Source organism: Catenulispora acidiphila DSM 44928, assembly GCF_000024025.1.
Taxonomy (GTDB): Bacteria; Actinomycetota; Actinomycetes; order Streptomycetales; family Catenulisporaceae; genus Catenulispora; species Catenulispora acidiphila.
In genome coordinates this window covers 8,302,216-8,326,784 of the sequence record NC_013131.1, presented here as the reverse complement: position 1 = coordinate 8,326,784, position 24,569 = coordinate 8,302,216, and the positions used below count along the sequence as shown (strand labels likewise).

Genomic DNA, 24,569 nt, shown 5'->3' with positions numbered 1-24,569 from the left:
TTCGCTCGATCGGACAGGGACGGGTCCCGCACCTGTATCCAGGTGCGGGACCACAAGGGTGGTTCAGTGACCACAGGGGTGGTTCAGCAGCCGCCGTACCCCTTCCAGTTCGCGACGGTGTCGGTCTGAGTGCCGCCGTTCACGGTGAGGGAACGGTTCTGCACATACCCGCAGGAGCCCGTCTCCTCATTGTTCGACCAGGTTCCATTGAGCGTGTACTTGTACTGCAGCGTGGTGGATGCGTTGGCCGCGCTGACGGATGCGGTGAAGTGGGTCGCGTCGACCCGGGACATGAGCACGCCGTTGGCTGCCCAGTCGCCCTGGCCGCCGCCGAGGACCGACAGGTTGCCGGCGAGGTAGACCTGGGCGCTCGCCGGGGTGTCGGCGGGCACTGTCACAGCGATCGTCTCGGTGGTGCCGCCGTTGCCGCCTGTGCCGCCGCCGGGAGGGGGCGGCGGCGAGCTGCCGCAGGTGTAGGGACCTGCCCAGTTGGCGACGGTATCGGCCTCGGTGCCGCCGTTGATCTGCATGCTGCGGTTGCCCACGTAGCCGCAGGACGCGGTCTCCTCGTCGTTGGCCCACGCACCGCCGAGGGTGTACTTGTACGACAGCGTGGTCGGACCCGCGGCGTGGATGGTGGCGCGCCAGTGCGTGGCGTCCACGCGGGTGAACGCGATGCCGTTGGCTGCCCAGTCACCTTGCCCGCCGCCGAGCGCGGACAGCGTCCCGGCCATGTAGACGGTCAGTCCGGTCTGATCGGTGTATGAGGGGACTGTCACGGTCACCACTTCGACGTTGTTCGCGGTGGTGGTCGCGGTGACGGAATTCGAGGCGGCCGATTCGTTTCCGTCTGTGTCGGTCGCGGTGACGGAGTAGGTGTAGCCGGTGGACGGCGTCAGACCGGTGTCCGTGAAGCTGGTGCCGCTCGTCGAGGCGACCAGGGCTGCGGTCCCGGTTCCGGTGGCGCGGTAGATGTTGTAGCCGCCGACCGTTCCACCAGAGGTGTCTGTGGCTGCGGTCCACGTCAGGTCGACCGTGGTGCTGGCGGCGGCGGAGACCGTGAGGCCGGTCGGCGCGTTCGGCGGCGGGACGGGGGTTTTGGTGGTGGTCGTGACCGTATTGGACGGTCCGGACTCGCCGACGTTGTTGTACGCGGTCACGGAGTAGCTGTAGGCCGTGGAGGCGGTCAGCTTGGTGTCCGTATAGGCGGTCGATGCGACCGTGGCGACCAGCGCCGCCGGACCGGTGCCGGTCGCGCGGTACACCTTGTAGCCGGCCGCGAGCGAAGAGCCGGACCAGGACAGCGAGACGTTGGTGGTGTGGGTGGCGGTGACGGTCAGGTTCGTCGGCGCGGCGGGCTTCGTCGTCGGTGCTGCCGAGCAGGCGTTGAACGTCTGGCAGACCACGGTCGGGGTATCAAGGTTCTGACCCGCGGAGATGTCCATCGCCAGGCGCACGTACTGCGCCATCGCCCACATCAGCGGGTTGGCGGAGTTGTCGGGGCGGCCGAGGCTGAAGCCGCCGGTGCCGTTGGTCCCGGCCCACACCTGCTCGGAGATCTGGCCGTCGGACGCGGCGCCGGCCATGGTGGTCAGGGCGGACTGCGCGCCGGTCAGGTTGCCCGCCGCCACGTCGTATTCGCCGCGCTCACCGGTCAGCACAGGCCAGGGATTGCCGGTTCCGGCGCCGGTGTAGTCCGCTCCGGAGGAGGTTTCGCCGTAGCCGTCGAAGTCGTAGCGGTGGTCGATCTGTCCTTCGGGGGTGTTCACACCGATCTGCGCGTCGTCGACGGCGAGAGAGTTCGTGACCTGACTCGCGGTGGCGGGCATCACGCCGAGGCGTACCAGGTCCAGGAAGCTCTGGTCGACCACGGTGCGGTCGTCGTGGTTGCCGCCGCCGTTGGCCAGACCGATGGAGGCTCCCGAGTTGGGCTGGCCGTCGGGGGTGAGGCGCAGGAAGTAGGAGCCGCTTCCGTAGGGACCGCTCGTGGTGTAGGTCCACCCCGCGACGCTGCCGGCCCAGCTTTGCGCCTTGGCGAGCCAGGCGGCGGCGTCCGCGGAATCGCCGTTGGCGGTGGCGATGTTCGACGCGCACACCAAGCCGGCGATCTCGGAGGCGATGGTGGCGGGGGAGTAGCCGCCGTTCTCCTCCCAGCGCTCCTGCCCGGTGGTCGGACCGTTGGCGGCGATGAAGGACGCCAGGAGCTTGATCTTGGCGAAGTCGGCGCTGCCGGTGCGGCCGAGCTGGTAGGCCAGGATGATGGGGTCGGCTTCCTCGTCCTGCTGGTTGCCGCCCCACATCGCGTTCCCGTTGAGCCAGGTGTTCTGTTTGACCTGGCCGCTGGAGGTCTCCTCGTAGTTCTCCAGATAGGTCAGCGCGTCGCTGGCGTCCTGCTTGTCGCCGGCTGCCAGCAGTGCGCTGGCCATCTGGTACTCGTCGCGCGTCCACACCAGGTGGTAGCCGTGTCCGCCACCTCCGTCGGCGCTGACGGTCGAGCCCCAGGGCGTGACCGGAGCAGCGACGAACGCGCCGACGTAGTTCTTGTCCTCATCGGCCTTGACCTCCATCAAGGAGGTCTCGTACTGCGTCAGCAGTCCGGCGTTGTTCGCGACCGACGCCGGGGCGGTGGTCAGGCCGCTCATCCAGGTGTGCCAACCAGCTTGGAAGGAGGACTGGACGGCGGCGAAGCCCGACGACAGCGACGCCGACACGTCGGAGACGGCCGCGGCGCTGGTCGTGTCGAAGCCGAGCGCGAGGGTGAAGGTGGTCGAACCCGAGGCGGCTACAGGGATTTGCGCGGTCTGGTCGATGTGGCCGCTGCTCGAGACGCCGCTGTAGACGGTGCCGAGCGTGTGGCCGGTTGCCAGTTGCGCCGTACCGCTGCTGGCGGTGCCGACGTATCCGGTCGAGGCACTGCTGAAGGGGGTGGACGCGGCCAGTGCGCTGGCCATCGGGCCGTTGGAGGCGACCAGGTCCCCGCCGGCGTCGGTGGAGCCGATGTTGCCCATGCCCTGGTTGTTGAGCTGGGGGAGGTAATCAGCGTACAGATACAGCGGAGTGGAGCCGTTGTTGGTGAACGTGGTCTTCACCAGGATCACCGAACGCGCGGGATCGGCGACGTAGGTCTTCGTGATCGCATACTTGCCGCTGGCGGCGGTGTTGGTCTGCGTGAACGTCAGCGAGGCGGGATCGGCCAAGGCGATCGCGTGCTTGGTGTTGGTGGCCTCGCCGTCGGTGAAGCTCGACCCGTCGGTGACGTAGTACTGCAGCCCGTAGGTGTCCGGGTTGTCGGTCTGCGGATAGAAGACGTTCTCCAGCCCGCCGTTGCCCAGCGTGTACCAGACCTTCGAACTCGGACTCAGCGCGGTGGCGAACCCCTGCACGCCACTGGTCTCGTTCCAGAACGAGGCCGTCCCCGGTCCCCCCGACGCGGTACCAGCCCGCGCCACAGGACTGGACGAAGCCCAGACTCCCACAGTGGCCAGCGACAACCCGGCGAACGCGGACAGCGACGACCGCAGCCATCGCCGCCCGACCCGGGGTGGTGAAATGAATCTGCCCAGCATTCTGCAACCTCCTGCAAGCTTGCGGTGGGGCGAGGCACGACCCGGCGATTACGGCACCACGGGTCGTCTGAAGAGCTCCCAGTCGCCGGGATTTTGTCCTACATGCGACGGATACAAGAGCCCTGTTCTGTTGCGCACGGCAACAAATCAAGTGAGCGAGCCGTAACGTATCGCCGAATCAGCAGCAACGCCAGACCCTGCAAAACCTGCAAGAAAACGCCCGGGACCAGGCCTATCTCCGCACCTCACAGGCATGCGCCTGGATTGCGCCGCGCCATTTCTGCAAGAGCCTTGACTCTTGCAGCAAGAATCAGCACTCTGTCGCCAGACGCAGGTGCTTCACGAAACGTCGGAGTCACGCCCGCGACCCGGGCCGCCGCTCTGGCTGAACAGTGCGTTGTTGGCTGAGACGCGGGTACGCATGCGTGCTACTGCGGAGTGAGCCTGGTATCGAGGGCATGGCGCGTCATCAGCCGAGATCCGCTCGACGCTGCCGGAGGCGGGACCGGCAGCGGACAGCAACTCAGGCGAGACGGCAACAGCCGTCCCGCCCGCCACTCGGGACTCTCGAAGCCGGTCCGCGTCGCTCGGTTCATCTACTCGTTCATCGAGTTCGGCCGGCACCGGCTGCCGCTTCATCACAAGAGACCAGGTCGCTGCCGCCTGAGCGGATCCGCGACCTGGTCCCCAGCCGTCGAGCTTCACACAGTTGTCGAGGTTGTCGAGGTTGTCGAGCTCGCCGGAATGGAGAGCTTTATCTAGCCGTTCGGGCGGTCCTGCGTCCCGAACTGGTCCTTGAGCTTGTCCCGGCCTGTGTCGATCTGCTGGTCGTACTTGCCGCCGGCCTTCTTCTTGGCCAGGTCGGCAGCCTTGTCGCTACCCTTGTCGACCTGCTGTTCGTGCCCAGTGAACATCTGCTTCAGCTTATCCAGCACGTTCATGGCGGACTCCTTGCGACCGGCGATCGGGCAGCTTGCCCACCACCTACGTAAGCGGGTCTGGAGCCCGGCGTGCCTGTTCGGGGACCCAAGTGGGTGATGATGTGCGCCGGATAGTGCAGCCGGGGCGCTAGAGGATGACCGGTACCTGGCTGACGATGGTGTGCCCGCGTTTCCCGTCCGGCCAGCCGTAGTCCGCGACGCGCTGGGTACCGTCCCCGGCGTCGACGACCTCGATCCAGAAACCGCTGTTGCCGCTGTAGACCTCGCCACCGTTGGCGCCGGTCGCGAGGCTGAGGATCGCGTCCTCGTCGAACGCGGTGCCGTCGGGCGGCTGAAGCGTGACTCTGAGACCGTGAATGGGCATGTCTCAACCGTGCATTCGGGCAGGGCGCGGCGGGTATCGGAGCGGCGCCGTTCAGGCGACAAGCGCCCCCGGGACGGTCCCCGGGAGCGCTCACGATTCACGCTGTCGCGATGTCCTCAGTACTGCGTCGAGACGCTGACTCCGCTGAACGACGTGACCGCGTACAAGCTGATGTACCGGTACCCCGCCGTCTTGTTCGTCACGGTGATGCTCTGGTCGTTGCCGCCGCCGGTCGACTTCGCGGTGTGGGTCTGCTTCGTGGCCCAGGTGTCGGGGTCGTAGTAGAGGTCTGCGTTGCCGCTGCCGCCGGTGGTGGCGACATGCAGGGTCACCTGTCCGGCGGGCAGGTAGATCCACAGGCTGTCGTAGTCGCCCGCAGTCTCCGACTGGTCGGCGCGGGAGCAGTTGCGGTCCATCGCCTGCGGGTTGGCCGAGGGGCACGGCGGCGGGCCGGACGGACCGGTCACCGTGACGTTCTGCGCGTAGGTGGAACTCAACCCCTTCGCGTCATCGACGGTCAAGGCGATGGTGTAGGTCCCGGCGGCGGGGAAGGTGTGGGTCGGGTTCGGGCCGTCGGTCGTGGAGATGGTGTTGTCGCCGTAGCTCCAACGCTCGAAGTTCAGCGGGCTGCCGGTGTCGGTGGAGACGTCGGAGAAGTGGACGGACAGACCGTCGGGAGCCATGGTGAACGCCGCGGTCGGAGCACCGGGGACCAGGCACGCGCCGGCCGCGCAGACGTCGAGCCAGGCGTCGAAGTCAGCGTCGTACTTGGTGCCGATCGCGTTGTAGACCGCGTAGCCGCCGGCCCAGTCGCCGACTCGGAACTTCGCCAGCATCGCCTGGACGTCCGCCGGGTGCTTCTCGATCATGTACCGCACCGCCAGGTAACCCCAGGTGTAGGTGCGGTCGGTGGTGGTGTTGTCGTAGGTGGTCTGGAACAGCGTGCTCAGCGGGAACGCGTGCTGGCTCGCCTCGCCGATCGCCTGGGTGTTGTTCAGACCGCGGTAGGCGTAGGAGACGTACTCCGCCTCACCCTCGACCCACCAGATGTCGGGGACCGAGATCTCCTGGTCGAAGGTGCCCTTCATGTCGAACTCGCCCTGCAGCAGGTGCGTGTATTCGTGGTTCAGGTTCCACACGCTCGCCGGGAAGCCGTCGCCGGGGAACTTCACATACATCACCGAGATCGGCTGGTTCGCCGGGTCGGTGATGTCGCCGCTGAGGGTCTCGCCGCCGTTGTCGGTGTCGTTGCCGAACAGCGCCGTGGAGTACACGGTGTAGTCCCACTTGGTGGCGAAGACCGCGAGGCGCACGTTCGTGTCGTACTGCCCGGCGATCGGGCCGCCGTCCTTCACCAGGCCGTGGTAGAACGCATCCTCACCTTGCAGACTGGTGCAGGCCGCGTTCAGGTCCGCCGCGGTCATCGCCTGCGCCAGGATGGTGCGCGTCGTGCCGCAGGGGTAGGTCGTCGGGAGGACCGCCGCCTTGAGCGTGTCCGTGTAGTCGCAGACGCCGAACGTCCCGCACTCCGCGCCGTCGACGTAGTCGACGACGACCGCGACCCGCACCCACAGCGGACCGTTCGGCCCGGGCAGCGGCGAGATCGCGAGCAGGTGCGCGGCCAGCGGCCGCACCTTGGCTTGCAGCGCCGGGGTGTCGAGGAAGCGGACGGCTTCGGCAGCGGCGTTTGTGTCCAGCGCGTAGTTCGCGCCGGGGAGCAGCGCGGTGTTGTTGAGCGCAAAGGAGTTCAGCGCGTCTATGAGGCTCGGGTCCGCCGTGACCGCCGCTATATACGCCGGGAAGAAGTGACCGCGATAGATCGGCGTGAACACCGCGTTCACCGCCGCGTCCATGCTTGGGAAGGCGTCGTAGGAACTCTTGTAGCCGTTCAGCACCCGCTTGTAGACGCTGATGTAGCGCGCCTGCAGGTCGGCACTGTCGCTCAGGGTAATGACATTGCCCAGGACGTTTCCGTTGGCAGCGCTGACGTCCGAGGAGTGCCTCGCGGAGAAGAAGGCGTCCAGACCGTTCTGAACGGGATCGGCCAAGGCAGAGCCGTACGACCCGACCGCGGCAGCGTTGTTGTACTGCACGTAGTACCCGGCGGTCAGGAACAGACTGAGCTGCCAGATACCGCTGGAGTCGTCGCCCCGGTAGTTCCGCGCCGTGCTCACGAACGCGTTCGCCACGGCGGTCATCTGCGACTCTTTGAAAACCGCGGCAGCATCGGAGCCGGTGAGCGCATACAGGGTATTGAGACAGTCGGTGGTCGACGTCTTGACGTAGGCAGCCAGCTTGGCGCCGCCGCGGCTGCCGAAGTCAGCGGCGGTGCAGGACTGCGTGCTGGGTGTGCTGGGTGTCGTGCCCGCAGGCGCCGCCGAAGATGCCGCGGTCACGGCGGACGCGGCGTCCGGTCCAGCCGGGCCCGCAGGGCTCGTCACCGCCAGCGACGTCGCGGCGCCGATGGCGACCGGCGGACCGGCCGGCGACGGCTTGGCAGCCGTGTGACTCTCCGAGGCTCCCGCCGGCGCGACGGCAGCACCGCTCGGCGCGGGAACGGACGGCGGCGCGGCGCTCGCCGCACCCGACACCGCACCGGCCGGTCCGGCGGCCAGCCCGAACGACGCGGTGCAGACCGCGAGGCCCAGAGCCAGAATTCTGGGCAGGGCAGATCGATGGCGCATCAAGTGCTCCTTTGTGAACTGATGAGGGGCGCCCCGAAAACGATCGGTGCGAGGCGTGCCATGAAGCTCTCATCCGTGTGCGGTACTGACAATGGAGTGCGCGATAGAACTATTGCTCTCACGCGATAACATCCCGGCCGATCACAGAGGTCTGATTCACGGGCGACGGAAAGTGGCAAGCCGTCAGGTGGCCCTCGGCCGAGCCGTCGATCCGCACCAGTGGCGGCGTCTCGGCGGCACAGAGGTCCTGCGCCTTCGGGCAGCGGGTCCGGAAACGGCAGCCGGACGGCGGGTTCAGCGGGCTGGGCACGTCGCCGACCAGCCGGATCCGCTCGGTGCTGGTGCTGGTGCCGGTGCCGCGACCCGCGCCGTCGTCGATCTCAGGGATGGCCGACAGGAGCGCCTGGGTATACGGATGCCGGCAGCGCTCATAAAGCGTGTCCCGATCGGCGACCTCCACGATCCGTCCCAGGTACATCACCGCCACGCGGTGGCTGACCTGGCGGACCACGGCCAGGTCGTGGGCGATGAACACCATGGCGATGCCAAGATCGCGCTGCAAACGTCGCAGCATGTTGACGATCTGCGCCTGGATCGAGACGTCCAGCGCCGACACGGGCTCGTCGGCGACGATCAGCTCCGGTTCGGTGGCCAGCGCCCGGGCCACGCCGATGCGCTGGCGCTGGCCTCCGGAGAACTCGTGCGGGTAGCGGTGGACGTGCGCGGCGTCCAAACCGACGGTCTCCAGCAACTCCAGGACCCGCCCTCGGCGACTCGCCGAGGTCCCGACGCCCAAAGACTCCAGGGGAGCGGCGATGATCTCGCCGACCGTATGCCGAGGGTTGAGAGAGGCATAAGGATCCTGAAACACCATCTGGATCTTGCCGCGCAACGGCATCAGCTCTCTGCGACCGGCATGGGTGATATCCCGGCCGTCGTAGCGGATCGTGCCGGCGGTCGGCTCCAGAAGCCGGGTGATCAGGCGGCCGGTCGTCGACTTGCCACAGCCGGATTCGCCGACCAGTCCCAGGCTTTCGCCGCGCGCCACCGTGAACCCGACGCCGTCTACCGCTTTCACCGCCCCGATCCGACGCGGCACGACGGCGCCTCGGCGGACGGGGAAGTGTTTGGCCAGACCGGTGATGTCCAGCAGAGGATCGGGTTCGGCGGGGGAGGGCTGGGGCGGAGGCACAGCGCTCACAGCGTCACGCTCCCTTCGAGGGCGAGGTGGCAGGCGCGGAAGCGTTCGCCGCTGCTGATCGGTACGAGGGGTGGCACCGCGCTCGCGCACAAGTCGTCGGCGACCCGTAGACGCTGGTCGCAGCGCGGATGGAAAGCGCAACCAGACGGCGGGTCGAGCAGGTCCGGCGGACTACCGGCGATCGGAGTGAGGTCGGCGTCGGGATCGCTGCGCAGCGTCGGCACCGAGCGCAGCAGCCCGGCGGTGTAGGGGTGTTCGGGCGCGGTGAGGACGTCGGCCGCCGGTCCGTACTCGACGCAGCGCCCCGCGTACATCACCATCACGTCGTGCGCCACGCCGGCCACGACGCCGAGGTCGTGGGTGATCAGCATGATCGCCAGCTGGGACTCGGCTTGCAGACCGGCCAGCAGGTCCAGGATCTGCGCCTGGACGGTGACGTCCAGCGCCGTCGTGGGCTCATCGGCGATCACCAGATCCGGATCGCCCATCAGGGCCATGGCGATCATGACGCGCTGGCGCATGCCGCCGGAGAACTCGTGCGGGTACTCCGCCACGCGCCGAGCGGGGTCCGGGATGCCGACCCGCGCGAGCATGTCGGTGGCGCGGACGCACGCCGCCCGGCGACTCGCGCCGGTGCGGCGACGGTAGGCATCAGTGAGCTGACGCTCCACAGTGTGATAGGGCGACAGTGCGGTGAGCGCGTCCTGGAAAACCATGGCGATCCGCGAGCCGCGATAGTCCGACAGCCCACGCTCGTCCAAGCCGGCCAGATCGACGCCGTCGAACTCCACGCGTCCGGTGATCTGCGTGCGTCGGCGGTCGTGCAGGCCCAGGATCGCCAGGCCGGTGGCGCTCTTGCCGGAGCCGGACTCGCCGACGACCGCCAGGGTGCGGCCGCGCCGGATCTGGAAACTCAGGCCATTGACAGCCCGGACCGTCCCGCCCTCGGTGGCGAAGCGCACCGCGAGGTCTTCGACGGTCAGCAGCGGGCGCGCGCTGGCGCTCACGTCGGTGCGGGTGTGCACAGGGATCACCATGGTCAGAGCCTCACCCGGGGGTCGATGAGCGCGTAACAGAAGTCGACCGCGGTGTTGCACACCACGATGAAGGTCGCGGCGACCAGCACGGTCCCGGTGATCATCGGCAGGTCCAGGTCGGTCACCGAGGAGACGGCGAGCTGGGCGATGCCGTGGATGTTGAACGTGGTCTCGGTGACCACGGCGCTGCCGAGGAACACACCCAGATCGAGGCCGAACTGTGTGAGCACCAGGGTCATGGCGCCGCGCCAGGCGTACCGCAGGTGCACGACGCGCGGCGGGAGCCCTTGCGCGCGGGCGGTCCGCACGTATTCCTGCGACTCGGCCTCGATCATCGCCGAGCGCGTGAACCGGACATAGGTCGCGGCGCTCACCACCGCCAGGGTGACCCACGGCAGCAGCATGCCGCCGAACCACTTGCCGGGGTCGGAGGTGATCGCGGTGTAGCCGGGCTGCGGCAGCAGGTCGAACTGGTCCACCAGCAGGTAGCGGGCCACGATGCCGAGGAAGTACACCTGCATCGACGCGCCGACCAGCGCCACGCCGGTGAGCTGCTTGTCCAGCGCCCGGCCGCGGCGCAGGGCGGCGACGATGCCGAACCCCACGCCGACGGTCAGGATCAGCACCGAGGCGCCGGCCGCGAGCGAGAGCGTCGCCGGAAAGCGGTCGGCGAGCGTCGCGGTGACCGGCTGCTGGTTGACGAAGGAGTAGCCCAGGCACGGCGCGGCGCACCACACGGTGGCGAAGTGGCGTCCTGCGAAAACGCCGCGCAGGAACTGCCAATACTGATCGGTCAGCGGCCGGTCCAGGCCCATGGTGTGGCGGATCTGGGCCAGGGTCTGCGGGGTGCAGGTCTTGCCGCAGGACAGGCGCGCCGGGTCGGCGGGTAGGGCATAGAAGAGGAGGAAGGTGACTGCGCTGACGACGAGAAGGATCAGTACCGCGCCCAGTCCCCGCCGGAGGATGTATCCGAACAAGTCGTCCGCCCCCTACTTGACGTAGACGTCGAGCGGATAGCAGGTGCCGATGAAGCCGGTGTGGACGCCACCGAGTCCGGGCCCATAGAGCGAGACCTGCCGGGGATCGACCCAGGGGATGATGGGGACCTCCTGCATGATCTTCTTGTCCAGCGCGGCCCAGGCGGTGTTCTGCTGGCTCAGGTCGGTCATGGACTGGATCCGGTCGATCTCGGCGTTCACCGTCGGGTCGTTCAGCAGCGAGTTGTCGCTGCCGCCGTCGGTGATCTGCCGGCCGTCGAACAACGGCGGGATGACCGAGGAGGCGCTGGGCCAGTCCGGACCCCAGCCGCCCCAGTAGACGTCAAACTGGTTGTCAGTCTTCTGCGTCTCGTCGTAGTAGTTCTTGTCGCTGATCGCCTTGGTGACGACGGTGAAGCCGGCCTTGGTCAGCGCCTGCTGGATGGCGACGGCGCCCTGCTGCCAGGCGGTGTCGTCCTGGTAGGCGTACACGATGGTCGGGTGCGGCGTCGATGTCGTCGCCAGCAGCGCCTTGGCCTTGGCTGGGTCGCCGGTGTCGGGGGCGCCGTACAGGTCGTAGTCCTGGTAGCCGTTGGTCACCGGCGACAGGATCGTGGTGGTGAAGTCGCCGTAGATCGGTCCCCCGAGCAGCTGCCGCGTCTGGGCGCGCGGGAACGCCTCCAGCAGGGCTTCGCGGACCTTGACGTCCGTCACGCGCCGGGTGTTGATGTTGTAGAACTCTGAGAAGGGCGTGACCTGGTTGACCAGACGAGCCTTCAGATCAGGGCTCGAGTTCACCTGCGATGCCAGGTCCGAGCCGATGGTGACCTTGAAGGTCATCGCGTCCTTGTCGGCGCCGTTGGCGGCCGCCAGGCGCTGGTTGATGTCGACGTCCTGCGCCCCGAACTCGAACTTCCACTGGTCGGGGTAGGCGTGGCGGACCGGGTCGGTGTTCGCGTCCCAATGGGTGTTGCGGGACAGGACCATGCCCTTGTCGATGTCGTGGCTGTCGACCTTGTAGGGCCCGGAGGAGAAGGGGTGCTGGTCCAGGGCGGACTTGGCGTCCTTGTCCTTGGGAAGCGGGCTGTAAGCCTGCATCGCCAACGCGAACGGGAAGTCGGCGTGCACCGACGCGAGGTGGAAGACGATCGTCGTGGCGTCGGGCGTCTGGATCTGCGGCAGGTCCTGGCCGCCCCAGGGCCCTGAGTAGGTGGAGGAGTAGTCGGTCTTGCCGGTCAGCCACATCTGGAGGTACTGCGGACCGCCGGACAGCTCCTTCTGGAAGGTGCGCTCGATGCCGTACTTCACGTCCTGAGCGGTGATCGTGCTGCCGTCCTCGTACTTCAGGCCGGCCTTGAGGTGGTAGGTCCAGGTCTTGCCGTCGGTGCTGCTCCCGGTGTCGGTGGCCAGGTCTCCGACCAGCTTGGTGGTGTTGCCGACCTGCTGGTAGCTGGTGAGCTGGCGAGTCAGCAGCAGATCGGCGGTCTGGTTGGTGGAGGACCAGACGCGGGCCGGGTCCAGGTGGCTGAAGTCCGAGTGTTCGAGCACTGTGACAGTCCCGCCGGACTTGGCGCCGGACACTGCCGGATCCGGTCCCCGGGAGTCGGCAGCCGTGCCGACCGCGACGGCTTGCTTGGCCACGTTCTGCGCGGCCTCCTGCTGACCGGAGCCGGATTTCTTGGCGGACGACGACGAGCACCCGGCGGTGATCGTCAGTGTTGCCAGCACGGTGACGGCGATGGCCGACCGTGACCGGCGCCTGGATGCGGACATGGCAGATCCCTTCGATGGATGGGGCGAACCGGGATGGGGCGAACCGGGATGGGTCGAACCGGGGACGGATCAGCGGCCTGACGGCGAGAGCGCGTCGCGCACCGAGTCCCCGAGCAGGTTGAAGGCGACGACGAAGATCAGGATCGCGACGCCGGGGATGAGCATGTACGTGATGTCGGACAGGTAGACCTCGGCGCCGCGGTGGATCATCCGTCCCCAGTCCGGCGTCGGCTCGTCGATGCCCGCGCCGAGGAACGACAGCGCCGCCTCGGTCGTGACGTACACCGGGACCGACAGCGAGGCCGTGACCAGGATCGGCGTCCACAGGTTCGGCAGCAGCTCGCGCCGCACGATCCGGATCGGCGAGGCGCCCCCGATACGCGCCGCCTCGACGAACTCCCGGCCGCGCAACGAGATCACCTGTCCGCGCAACAGCCGGGCCACCGGCGCCCAGCCGAACGCGGCGAGCACGACCACCAGCGTCGTCACCCGCATCCAGGTCGGCGTCTGCCGGTCGGCGGAGACGAACAGCGACTGCACCACCGGGACGAAGGCGATGATGAACAGCGTCGAGGGGAACGACAGCGCGATGTCGACGATCCGGCTGACGCCGGCGTCCAGCCAGCCGCCGGCGTACCCGGCGATCAGCCCGACCGCGGTCCCCAGCACGGTGATGATCAGCACGACCACGGCCGAGATCAGCAGCGACGTACGGATCCCGTACAGCAGCTGGGTGAACACGTCCCGCCCGAGCCCTGGTTCGAGCCCGAGCCAGAACCGGCCGCCGGCTCCGCCCAACGCGCCGGTGGGGTAACCGAACTCGTCGAGCAGCCCGGGCTCGTTCTGCCCGTAGGTGGTGTAAGGGTCCTTACCATACGCCGCGCTGATCAGCGGGGCGCACAGACCCAGGAGGAAGAAGAGAACGACCACGACCCCGGCCGCCATCCCGGTCCGGTCGGCGCGGAACCGGCGCCAGGCCAGGGCCGCGGGTGTGCGGGGACGGCCGGGGTCCTTGGTGAGGTCCTTGCTGGGACGTGAGCGGATCATAGAGAGTGGCTCCGGGAGCTGAAAGCGCGGCGAGGTGGAGACAGAAAAGTCTCATCACCAGATGCGCGCCGACAATGCCCGCGGCGATAGAGAAATAGCAGTGCGGCGATAACACCGCCGCGCCGATAAAGGCTCGAAGAATACTTATTCCTGCGGAAAGCCGTATGCCCTGGCAGCCCAATCGCGCAGATGCGGAGCGTCGGCGACCAGGTCCCGATAAGCCTCCGACGCCGACCGGTAGACGGTGTCGACGACGTCGTCGGAGACCGCCGACACCCGCCAGGCGAGCAGGTAGCGGCACCACAGCGGACTGCCGATCAGGGGTCTGACAGCGACCTCGGCCGTCGTCTCGAACGTCGCCTGCACCACCGCGACGCCCAGACCTGCGGCGATCATCGCGTGCAACTGCCGGCGGTCGCCCAGGAACTCGTGCACGGTCGCCGGCCGGAACCCGGCGACCTCGCACGCGGTGAAGAACACGCCGGGCCAACCCGCGCCGTCATCGGGCGTGAGGAACCACGCGTCGTCGGCCAGATCGGTCAGACACACCTCTCGATGCGCGGCCAGGGGATGACCCGCGGGAACCGCCACGAAGCTGGGCTCGGTGACGATCCCGCGGTGCGCGACGATCGAGGAGTGCCGCAACTCCTGCCCCGGATAATCCACACCGATCGCGATATCCACCAATCCCTCCTCGAGCATTCCCACCATTTCCTTCGAGGAGTAGACACTGCTGACCGTCACAGAACACTGCGGTGCCGCGTCCCGGAACCGCGTGACCAATCCGGACAACATGGCCGTGTTCGTGGCGGCCAGCCGCACCGTGCGGCATTCGTCGTCGGACCGATGGCCACGCGGCCCGATGGCATCCATGCGCGCCAGCACGTCGCGCGCCTGAGCCACGATCTCGCCGCCGACAGCGGTCGGCACGACGCCGATGCTGCTGCGCGCGAACAGCGGCTCGCCGAAGTACTGCTCGATCCGCTGGAGCTGAGTCGTCAGCGCCGGCTGCGAGTAGCCCTGCGCGGCGGCCGCGCGGCGCAGGCTGCCGGTGTCGGCGATCGCGCACAGGGTGCGCAGGTGACGAAGTTCCAGTCGCTCCATCAGATCTCCCGCATCGGAGTCGGTGTTATCGCGGCGGTCGGTGAGAGTTATGGGCTAGGGGTTAGGGGTTATCGAGGTGCCCTGAATTAGTCGTTCTTTCCGGCGGCCATCAGACTCATCCAGCAGCCATAAGACTCATCCAGCGGCCGTCAGGCTCTTCCGGCGACCATGTCCATCAGCCGCGCCAGCACCGACCCGCCGGAAGCATTGCCACCGTCGTGCTCCCACTCGTTGGTGATCCAGGCGCGCGCCGCGCCGACGCCGCTCAGCGTGCGCAGTGAGAAGTCGGCGGGCACGTACATGTCGTCGTGGTAGACGGCTGCGGCCAGCGGGACCCGGTTGTCCGCCAACCGCTTCGGGTCGTACAGCGCAGGCCAGTCATTCCTGGCAGCCAGGATCTCGGCGGCCTCGGCGAACGGCCGCAGAGCGCGCAGGTCCCGGAACATCCAGGGATAGATCATCTCGCCGGTGAACATCAGCGGGTTGGCGTCCGCGGCGAAAGCCGGATGCTCAGCCTTGATGCGCTCTGCCGCCCACGCGGTCGGCGTCGACCCCTGCCCATAGCAGGGCTCTTGCATGACGGTAAACAGTGGGTTCTCGACGAAGCCGGTCGGCAGGCTCACGTTCAGCAGAAAGGTGTCGGACAACTCGCCGGGCCGGGCGAAGGCCTCATCGAGCAGCCAATGGATCCGCTCGTAGCCGTCTCCCATACCGAAGGCCAGCCCGAGGCTGCGCAGTCGGTCGACGGTGAGCCGGTCCCCATCGGGCAGCCGGACATCGCGCGTGGTCAGGATCTCGGCGATCCGAGCAACCGTGGCGCGGTCCTCCGGATACCGGTCGTAGAACTCCGCGTTCTTCGCCGCGACGCGCGGATAGGTGTTGCGGTAGACGTCATCCGCCGTCGTGGTCAGCCCGGGTATCCCGCCGGTCACGTAGCAAGCGCGCAGTCCCTCCGGATACCGCGACAGGTAGTTCATGGTGATGAACCCGCCATAGCTCTGTCCGAGCGTCTCCCACGGCTGATCGCCACACAGTGCGCGACGAATGTGCTCGCAGTCCCGCACAATGCTGTCCGCCCGATGCAGCGAGAGGTAGCGCGCAAGCTCCTCTCCCGAGCCGAAGCCGCGCGCGACAGCCGGCGTGACCGGCGTACTGCGCCCTGTCCCGCGCTGATCAAGCAGCAACAGCCGGTGGGTCTCCAAGACCCGCCCGAGCCATCCAGGCACGGAGGCGCCAGGACGCGGCGACTTCCCACCAGGCCCACCCTGCAAGAAGACGAGCCAGGGCAACCCATCGACGTCGCCGCCCCGGCCAGGATCGACAACCTCCCGCGCGAAGACGTCGATCGTCCCGCCGCCAGGCTCATCATGGTCCAGAGGAACGGTGAACACGTGGTCGGTCGTAGCCAGACGCGGATTCATGAAAGGAGTCACCTCAGTGCCATAGACGCGGACGCCTCGACGATGGTGAGGCGTGATACGTAACATGGCACCCTTGGCGGCGTTGGGCAACGCCTCAGTGGCCGCGGCAGTCCTGCCGACGGCCTGACCCGCGGCTCACAGCAACCGGTCGACCAGCCCGTCGACGTACTCCGGAGTCAGCTGATCCACACCGAGCAGGACCCGGATATACATCGGCGCCAGCACGTGGTCCAGCACGTCGAGCGGGTCGAGGACCCGCTCGCCGCGTTCGCCCGCGCGATCGAGCATGGACTGGAGCTGCTGGGCGCGTGCGGCCAGCAGCTCCTCGCGCGCCCGCAGCCCTTGGTCGCCGGCCTTCGACAGGGCGATGGCCAGGTGCACCAGCGCCGGGCCGTCGGGTCCGGTGATCTCGCGGGCCACGGCGGCCGCGTACGTGCGCAGGTCGCCGGCCAGACTCCCGGTGTCGGGCATGGGCGAGCGCGTGTTGAGGCCGCTGAGCGCCGCGTCGGTGAGCAGCGTCTCCAGGCTGCCCCACCGGCGGTAGACGCTGCTGTCCGCCACACCCGCGCGGGCTGCGACGTCGGCCACGGAGAACATGCCGTAGCCGCGCTCGCTGATCAGATCGGTGACGGCCTGGTGGACCGCCGCGGTGACGCGGGCGCCGCGTCCGCCGGGGCGCCGGGGCGACTGTCGCTCGTCCATGCCCCCACCTTAACGCAGTGAGGACTTGCGTTTGTGGCGCACGGCTCCGTACAGTCTTAACGCAGTCAATGACTGCGTTAGTGCTTCCGAGTGAGAGGAATCCCCATGGCTGCATCGCCGGCGGCCCGAGGCGGTCGACCGAACCGGGGCGTGCTGCTCGCGGTGACCTGCCTGGGCCAGTTCATGGTCCTGCTCGACAACACGATCGTCGGCGCGGCATTGCCCGACATGCAGCGCCGCCTGCACACCCAGCTGACCGGTCTGCAATGGATCGTCGACGCGTACGTGCTGGTGGTCGCCATGCTGTTGCTGTCCGGCGGAGTCTTCGCCGACCGGTTCGGCCGCAAGCGGGTGTACCTGGCCGGCGTGGCGGTGTTCACCGCCGCGTCGCTGATGTGCAGCTTCGCGCCCACCGTCGGCTGGCTGATCAGCGGCCGGGTGCTGCAGGGCGTCGGAGCCGCGGCGCTGAGCCCGGCCTCGCTCGCCATCCTCGCCGCCGCCTATCCGGTGCCGCAGGAACGCATCAAGGCGATCGGGCTGTGGGCCGGACTCAGCGGAATCGGTCTGGCCGCGGGTCCCGTCGCCGGCGGCGTCCTGGTGGACGCCTTCGGCTGGTCCGCCATCTTCCTGGTCAACGTGCCCATCGGTGTGGTCCTTCTGCTGGTCGGCCTGCGCACTCTGGCAGAGACCCGCAATCCGAACGCGCCCGCGATCGACGTCCCGGGGACAGCGCTGTCCGTGCTGGGGGTGGGGGCTGTGACCTACGGCTTGATCGAAGGCGGCGCCCGCGGCTGGACCTCGCCGGTGATCCTGTCCTGCTTCGGCGCCGCGGCCATCCTCCTCGCCGCCTTCGTGGCCGTCGAAGCGCGCCGCTCCGTGCCGATGCTGCCGCTGCGGCTGTTCCGGCAGCGGCTGTTCACCGTGTCCAACACCGCCATGGTCGTGGTGGGCTTCGCGCTGATGGGCTCGTCCTTCTTCTTCTCCCAGTTCTTCGTCTACGTCCAAGGCAGCTCGATCCTGCGCGCCGGGCTGCAAACGCTGCCCTCGACCCTCGCGATGGTGATCGTTAGCCCGGTCGCGGGCCGGCTCGCCGTCCGCTACACCTTCCGCGCCGTGGTCACCGCCGGCCTGGTCCTGGCGGGCGTCGGACTGCTGGCACTGGGCACGGTGCACGCCGCGACCGGCTATACGAACGTGTGGTGGCGGCTGGCCCTGGTCGGCATCGGCTTCGGCCTGACCATGTCCCCGCTGACGGGAGCGGCCATCCAAGCGGTGAGTCCGCAGGAAGGCGGCCTGGCATCGGGCATCAGCAGCACCACCCGCCAGATCGGCGCGGTACTCGGCGTGGCGATCCTCGGAGCCGTCGTCCGCACCCGGCAGTCCGGCGGCGCCTCCTTCGAGTCCGGCCTCAACAGCGCCTTCCTCGCCGCCGGTGCCGTCACCTTGGCGACCGCTGTTCTCACCGGTCTGTGGCTGACGAAGTCCCAGCCGGCACAGGGTTCAGCGATACCGCGCCGTGCCACCGAGCCGGGCACTGTCACGACCTCGACCGAAGTGTCCGCGAAGAGCCTCTGACGAGGCGCGCCGCGGGCGTTTCGGTCCCGCATGCGCCGCGCCATCCCACACTACGGCTGCGCAGATGGCTGCGATGAACGCCGCCGCCGCATACTCACCCCTAGGGCGGAGAAGCGGCGGCGGTACTTCAGCGCCCGCATACATAGGTCGGTCTTCAGCAGTCTCTGCGAGCTGCACCGGCTCCAGCCACCACCACACCTCTCGAGCCCGCGCGCATCAGCGCCCTACGCCGCCGCACCCCTCCCGCGCCGCGCTCACAGAGAACAGAGAGAAGAGCACCGTGAAGAAGAGGTTCTCGAGTCGCTTCAGCCTGCCCGAAAACGCTGAGCTTCCCGAAAACGCCGACTCCTCCCACCGTCCCGGCCTGACGCGGCGCGCGCTGGTCGGCGGTGCGGCCGCCGCCACGCTGGCCCTGCCCGCCGCCACCGGCTTCGGCCTGCCCGCCTCCGACGCCGCCGCTGCGGCCGCGCCGCGTACCGACGCCCCGGGCGGCGGCGACGAGGCGACGTCCCGCGACCTGGCTCGCAAAGTCCTGATGGTCAGCGACGACGAGCAGAGCGACCTCAAGCTCGAATATCTCAAGATCCTGATCGACGGCCGGCTGCCCGCGCGGACCGCGCGCAAGCGGGTCCTGATCGTCGGCGCCGGCGCTGCCGGGCTCACCGCGGCACGCCTTCTCACCGCGGCCGGGCACGACGTGGTGATCCTGGAGGCCAACGCCAACCGGATCGGCGGACGGATCAAGACCTTCCGCGGCATCTTCTCCGACCCGCTCCTGCACGCCGAGGCCGGCGCCATGCGCCTGCCGGACGCGCACCCGCTCGTCCTCGCGCTCGGCGACAAGCTCGGCCTGACCCGCCGCCTGTTCTACAACGCCGACGTCGCCCCCGGCGCGGTGTCCACCGGCCGGATCCCGCCGGTGACCTATACCTCGTTCACCGGCGAGACCTGGACGAACGGCCCGGGCGGGACGCCGTTCAGCGCGCCGCCGGCCACCGGGCTGTCCCTGCTCACCTCGAACGGATTGAGCCGGACCCGGACCGCGTACGCGCAGAATCCGAGCGCGTTCAACAGCTTGTTCGGCACGAATTTGGCCACCACGACCACGGCTGCGGCGAACACGGCGTTCGCTCCCGTGATCGTGTCCAGCGCCGCGCCGATCGCGACGCAGCTGAACGGCTGGACGCAGCTCTTCCGTGATTTCGACGGCTACTCCACGCAGCGGTACCTGGTCGAGAATCAGGGCTGGGACACACCTCGGCTGCAGGCCGTCGGGACTCTGGAGAACCTCACGTCGCGCCTGCACTACTCGCTGGTCCCGACCTTGTTCGACCACGCGCTGATCAACCCGACAAGCCGGTACTGGGAGTTCGAGAACGGGAGCGCTTCCCTCACCGACGCACTCGCCGCGCCACTCAAGGGCCTGATTCGCAGCAACCGCAGGATGACCAAGCTCGTCCAGGACGCGCACGGCGTGACGATCGAGACGACCGCCGAATCAGGGAGCGAAGACTCCTGCGACGGCGCGCCGATCGGCCCGGTCGAGACCTTCCACGGCGACTACGCGATCATCGCCATCCCCTTCAGCGCCCTTCGCTTCTGCCAGTTCGAGCCGCTGATGTCCTACACCAAGCGCCGCGCGGTGGAGGAGCTCCACTACGACAACGCGACCAAGGTGCTCCTGGAGTTCAAGACGCGGTTCTGGGAGCGCGGACCCGGCGGGTTCACCGGCGGCGGCAACATCTCCGACTACCCGAGCCGCTTCACCTACTTCCCCTCGCACGCGCCTCAGGGATCGCGCGGTGGTGTGGTGCTCGCGGCCTACTGCTGGTCGGACGACGCGATGCGTTGGGACTCCCTGACGCCGGGCGAACGCTACGCACTCGCCCTGGCCGACATGGCTCGGATCTACGGAAGGCAGGTCTACACCGAGTTCACCGGCGTCGGCGCCACGCAGTCCTGGGCCAGGGCCCGCTACGCGCTCGGCGAGGCGGTCGTCGTGACGCCCGGCCAGCTGCACGAACTGCATCCGGCGACGCGGACCGTCGAGGGTCGCGTGCACTTCGCGGGGGAGCACACCAGCCTCAAGCCGGCGTGGATCGAAGGCGCGCTGGAGTCCGCGGTGCGTACTTTCCTCGAGGTGCACGCACGTTGAGTCGTGCGGGGTCGGCGATGGCATCGCTGGAACCTTTAGTTAGTAACGTTTCCTAACTTCAAATCCGAGAGTAGGCAGCGCCGGCCGGGGCGTCAAGCCCGATGTTGGATTCTGATGAAACCGGGCGCAGCGCTGGGGACCTCAGGGCACTGTCTTGGCCGACCACGTCGGGCGCGGGCGCCTCGGCCCGCGCTTGACCTGGGGACGCATCAGCTCGGACCGCTTCGCGAGCCGCCGTCGACCGTTCACGGTTGACGGCGGCTTTTGGGGTATCGACACGGGTCTGTGTGAGCTCTACATTGTGCAGGCATCAGTCACATCAATGAACTGAGTTCATGTATATGAACCGCTTCGACGGCTCGATCCGCCACGGCCGCCGAGACCCTTCGTCGATGAGAGGGCACCATGAGAGGCATCCCCACCCCCGGCCGATCACTGCACATAGTCTCGGCGGGCGCGGCGCTCACGATCGCCGCTGCCGCCGCACTGGTCACGATCAGCTCCTCCGCCCAGGCCAGCGCCACCAACCTCGCCTGCGGGCGGCCCGCCACCGCGTCGTCGAACTCTGCGACAGCAGGCAACGCCGACGACTGCGCGTCCGGCACCGTCTGGCAGAGCGGCACCAGCAAACCGCAGCAGTGGCAGGTCGATCTGGGCTCCGACACGACCGTCGACCACGTGAGCGTGACCTGGGGCGCCGGGTACGGCACCAACTACAAGATCCGCACCTCCGAGGACGGATCCAGCTGGCACACGGTCGTCGCCACGACCACCGGCCACGGCGGCACCGAGACCCTCGCCCTCCCGGCCAACACCGTCACCCGCTGGATCCAGGTCTACCTGAGCCAGTACTCGGGCACCGCGGGCTTCACCATCGATGAAGTGGCCGTTTACGGCACCCCCGGCGCGCCCGGCTCATCGTCGACGCTGCCCACCACGCCTTCCACGACACCCTCCACCACCCCGTCGACGACACCTTCGACCACGCCGTCGACAACGCCCTCCACCACGCCCTCCACCACCCCGTCCACGACGCCGTCGTCGTCCCCGCCCGGCGGCAAGACGTGGAACGTCAGCACCCCCGCCGCGCTGACCGCGGCCCTGGCCGGCGTGGCTCCCGGCGACACCATCGTGCTGGCGCCAGGCAGCTACGACGGGGCGTTCTACACGTTGACGTCGGGGACCTCGAGCAAGCCCATCACGCTGACCGGCCCGCGCACCGCCAAGCTCTCCAACAGCGCGTCAGCCTGCGACCCGAACTCGCCGCCGTCCAACAGCGACGTCTCCTACTGCGGCTACGGCCTGCACCTGAACCACGTCACCAACTGGCACCTGACCGGATTCACCGTCACCAACTCCTCCAAGGGCATCGTCCTCGACGGCTCCAGCAACAACACCCTGAACAGCGTCGAGGTCGACCAGATCGGCGACGAAGGCGTCCACTTCCGAGCCGACAGCTCCAGCAACCTGATCGAGAACTCCGCCATCCACGACACCGGCCGCGTCCAACCCGGCTACGGCGAAGGCCTCTACTTCGGCTCAGCGGAGAGCAACTGGGACAAGTACGGCGACAGCACCGGCCAAGACCGCAGCAACAACAACCAGGCCATCGGCAACACCTTCGGCCCCAACATCGCCGCAGAACACATCGACATCAAAGAAGGCACCACCGGCGGCCTAGTCCAAGCCAACACCTTCACAGGCGGCGTCTCCGGCGAAAACAGCGCCGACTCCTGGGTCGACGTCAAGGGCAGCAACTACACCCTCACCGCCAACCACGGCACCTACCCCCCCGGCGGCGTCCTAGCCGACGGCTACCAAGTCCACCGCATAGTAGCCCCCTTCGGCTGCGGCAACACCTGGAAGAACAACGACTCCGACCTAGCCAACGTAGGCAACTACGCCATCAACATCACCGACCAATCCGACTGCGCCACCAACCCCAACATCGTCTACAGCACCAACACAGTGACCCACGCCGTAAAGGGCCTCACCAACATCCCGGTGACGGCCGGCGGCTGACGCTCTGCGCGCCGTTCCGTACTGTTCACAGGCCTCTGTCATACGGACCTCGGGAGGACGCTCGATCGGCGACTCTGTACGGCTGAAAAGCACACGCCCTGTGGCTCGGCAGCTGAAGCTGCCGAGCCACAGGGCAGAGGTCAGGGGCGTCTGATCGACGGACTGCATACGTACTATGTGATCGCGGGCGACACGCCGGTGCTGGTCCACAACGACGATGACGGATGCAGCACCCCAGGAACGGCGAAGGTCTAAGGCGAAGACGCATTCGGTCGTGAATTCGTTGGTCAGCTTAGTTAACGTCTCGAAGAAGGCGCTGCGGAACCCGGCCAGTACCGCCAACCGACCGCAGACGATCGCCGGATGCAGCACGCTGGACACGACGGCCCCCTCCGTGACGGTGAGCATTCTTCGCAGAATCCATCGTCACGCGGAGGCCGTCGCCCTGTCCGTGAATCCTCGAACACGCCAGCCCCGAGCTGCGCCAACACCTCGCTGCACAGAAGAACCGGAACACGCTCTCAACCTGGTCTCGAAACCATCAACAGAGCGTTGATCACTACCAGAGGTTAAGCGGAAAGCCAAGCAGGAGCAGGGCAAGCACAGCCAACCCTATGAGGGTCGGCGTGCTGATGCGCACCGTGGCGATCGGGCGTACCTGGCGATCTTTTCTTGTTCGCATTCTTCCATGGTTGCTGCTAGACCGTAGCAATACAGTAGGGCTACCACCCGGCCCGGATCGTGCCCGCCGCCGCGGACTCGCGAGGGCGCCAGAGCCGTAGAGAACGCTTGCTCAAGGCCGGTGGCCTCGGCTAGATCGGCCGGCAGCCGGGCTCCGGAGTGTGCGACCACGCCCTTGCCGTCGGTACTTACGGACAGCTTCGGACGCGTCGTTATAGGCTTCACCTGGCAAGTGCTCCGGTTCTCTGGTGTGGTCTCGACTTCGCAATCAAGATCATCCCAGGTGGCGGGGCACTTCCTCGTTTCGGGGGTTAACCTATGGATTCGCTTGGTGAAAGACGCAGGTTAGCAGTCGCAATTTGAGCGCCCTTATATTTACGAAACCCGGAGTCGTGCGGCGTATTATGCAGATTTTCTCCGGAAGGTGGGTGTCTGTAAACTTTGGGGCATGGGATGACGGACAGACAGGCCGGCGAGTTTCCGCTGTCGAAGGATTGGTCAGTACCTGCGGAGCTGCAGCGACCCACAGCCTCTGTGGTTTCGAATCTCGTGATCATAATGCTTGCCAGCGAGATGATGGGTAACGATCTCATCGAGTTGGTGGGCGAGCTTCAGGCCGAGCATGCCAGGTTTAACAAGTGGTGCGGTGGTTTTGCCAAGTCTTCGCTGGAATCGTCGGAGATCTCGCGGCGTAGTAGCGAGGCCAGAGTTTTGATTCGCTCATTATATATGGCGTGGTCCTCGTTTTCTCGTAAGTTTGAAGATGGCGGGCGCAAGAGGCTGACGGCGATCGATGAGCGTTCCGCCCTGAAGGTCGCTTTGCGCGAGGCTAACCAAGGACTGGCGGCGCTACGAGAAGCGTAACTGCGCCAGTATCTGTTGGCGGGCGCCGCAGGCGGCGCCTGCTGAAGAGCTATTGATTGCTGCAGATGATGTCCATCAGTAGAGGCATGCGACAACTGACTTTCGGTGGCGTGGTGTCGTCTATGGATGCCGGTGCATGGTGATGTCAGAGAGCCCTGATTTTGTCGAGGTCTCATATCGGCCCGGCCACCGGTAAGAGTACTTACTCTCATTCGGCAGGGTTGCGTCCTTCTGCGGATTCATGCTGGAGGCAGGGCGTGGGGCGGCCTAACCTCGGCCGTTTTTCCATCGCAACCTTGCAGATGTTCGACTACTGACTTTGGATGTGTGATGTCATCGCAGGCCAGGGTGGGTGGATAATCAGGCAAGTCTCGGCGAGACAGTCGTCAACGAGTTCGGGCCGGTACCGGATCCATTTGAGCGCGAAGCGGACGGCTGTCTGTAGCGGTTTGAAG

Annotated in this window: 16 protein-coding genes; 4 read left to right on the top strand and 12 right to left on the bottom strand. The window is 67.4% G+C overall.

Going from position 1 to position 24,569, the window contains the following annotated elements; translation table 11 throughout:
- Nucleotides 1-83: 83 nt before the first annotated feature.
- The 12 genes from CACI_RS46505 to CACI_RS35385 all read right to left on the bottom strand — a co-directional run bounded on the left by CACI_RS46505 (nucleotide 84) and on the right by CACI_RS35385 (nucleotide 16,817).
- On the bottom strand, nucleotides 84-3,566 hold the full coding sequence (locus CACI_RS46505) for a glycoside hydrolase family 15 protein (protein WP_015795712.1): 3,483 nt from the start codon (nucleotides 3,564-3,566) through the stop codon (nucleotides 84-86).
- Nucleotides 3,567-4,324: 758 nt separating this feature from the next.
- On the bottom strand, nucleotides 4,325-4,507 hold the full coding sequence (locus tag CACI_RS35435) for an antitoxin (protein WP_015795711.1): 183 nt from the start codon (nucleotides 4,505-4,507) through the stop codon (nucleotides 4,325-4,327).
- Nucleotides 4,508-4,634: 127 nt separating this feature from the next.
- The gene (locus CACI_RS35430) at nucleotides 4,635-4,871 is read right to left on the bottom strand and encodes a hypothetical protein (protein ID WP_015795710.1); all 237 of its coding nucleotides are present in this window, start codon (nucleotides 4,869-4,871) and stop codon (nucleotides 4,635-4,637) included.
- 116 nt (nucleotides 4,872-4,987) lie between these two features.
- Entirely contained in the window at nucleotides 4,988-7,555 is a 2,568-nt protein-coding gene (locus tag CACI_RS35425; protein ID WP_015795709.1) for a collagenase, read from the bottom strand.
- A gap of 118 nt (nucleotides 7,556-7,673) precedes the next feature.
- A complete protein-coding gene (locus CACI_RS35420) occupies nucleotides 7,674-8,756 on the bottom strand; it encodes an ABC transporter ATP-binding protein (RefSeq protein ID WP_015795708.1) in 1,083 nt (360 codons plus the stop codon).
- Nucleotides 8,753-9,793, bottom strand: a complete 1,041-nt coding sequence (locus CACI_RS35415) for an ABC transporter ATP-binding protein (protein WP_015795707.1) — start codon at nucleotides 9,791-9,793, stop codon at nucleotides 8,753-8,755. The genes CACI_RS35420 and CACI_RS35415 overlap by 4 nt, the downstream gene beginning before the upstream one ends.
- Nucleotides 9,794-9,795: 2 nt before the next feature.
- A complete protein-coding gene (locus tag CACI_RS35410; RefSeq protein WP_015795706.1) occupies nucleotides 9,796-10,770 on the bottom strand; it encodes an ABC transporter permease in 975 nt (324 codons plus the stop codon).
- Nucleotides 10,771-10,782: 12 nt separating this feature from the next.
- On the bottom strand, nucleotides 10,783-12,543 hold the full coding sequence (locus tag CACI_RS35405; protein ID WP_015795705.1) for an ABC transporter substrate-binding protein: 1,761 nt from the start codon (nucleotides 12,541-12,543) through the stop codon (nucleotides 10,783-10,785).
- Between the two features lie 69 nt (nucleotides 12,544-12,612).
- Nucleotides 12,613-13,590 (bottom strand): ABC transporter permease, encoded by a 978-nt coding sequence (locus CACI_RS35400; RefSeq protein ID WP_015795704.1) that lies wholly within the window; start codon nucleotides 13,588-13,590, stop codon nucleotides 12,613-12,615.
- A gap of 144 nt (nucleotides 13,591-13,734) precedes the next feature.
- The gene (locus CACI_RS35395) at nucleotides 13,735-14,694 is read right to left on the bottom strand and encodes a LysR family transcriptional regulator (protein WP_015795703.1); all 960 of its coding nucleotides are present in this window, start codon (nucleotides 14,692-14,694) and stop codon (nucleotides 13,735-13,737) included.
- A gap of 149 nt (nucleotides 14,695-14,843) precedes the next feature.
- Complete coding sequence (locus CACI_RS35390) at nucleotides 14,844-16,115, bottom strand: alpha/beta fold hydrolase (protein ID WP_015795702.1); 1,272 nt, start codon at nucleotides 16,113-16,115, stop codon at nucleotides 14,844-14,846.
- 135 nt (nucleotides 16,116-16,250) lie between these two features.
- The gene (locus tag CACI_RS35385) at nucleotides 16,251-16,817 is read right to left on the bottom strand and encodes a TetR/AcrR family transcriptional regulator (RefSeq protein WP_015795701.1); all 567 of its coding nucleotides are present in this window, start codon (nucleotides 16,815-16,817) and stop codon (nucleotides 16,251-16,253) included.
- Nucleotides 16,818-16,922: 105 nt separating this feature from the next.
- Here CACI_RS35385 and CACI_RS35380 point away from each other — a divergent pair, with 105 nt between their 5' ends.
- The 4 genes from CACI_RS35380 to CACI_RS35365 all read left to right on the top strand — a co-directional run bounded on the left by CACI_RS35380 (nucleotide 16,923) and on the right by CACI_RS35365 (nucleotide 24,114).
- A complete protein-coding gene (locus CACI_RS35380) occupies nucleotides 16,923-18,392 on the top strand; it encodes an MFS transporter (protein WP_015795700.1) in 1,470 nt (489 codons plus the stop codon).
- A gap of 280 nt (nucleotides 18,393-18,672) precedes the next feature.
- Entirely contained in the window at nucleotides 18,673-20,547 is a 1,875-nt protein-coding gene (locus CACI_RS35375) for a flavin monoamine oxidase family protein (protein ID WP_015795699.1), read from the top strand.
- 405 nt (nucleotides 20,548-20,952) lie between these two features.
- The gene (locus tag CACI_RS35370) at nucleotides 20,953-22,569 is read left to right on the top strand and encodes a discoidin domain-containing protein (protein ID WP_015795698.1); all 1,617 of its coding nucleotides are present in this window, start codon (nucleotides 20,953-20,955) and stop codon (nucleotides 22,567-22,569) included.
- A gap of 1,134 nt (nucleotides 22,570-23,703) precedes the next feature.
- Entirely contained in the window at nucleotides 23,704-24,114 is a 411-nt protein-coding gene (locus tag CACI_RS35365) for a hypothetical protein (RefSeq protein ID WP_143765513.1), read from the top strand.
- Nucleotides 24,115-24,569: the final 455 nt, after the last annotated feature.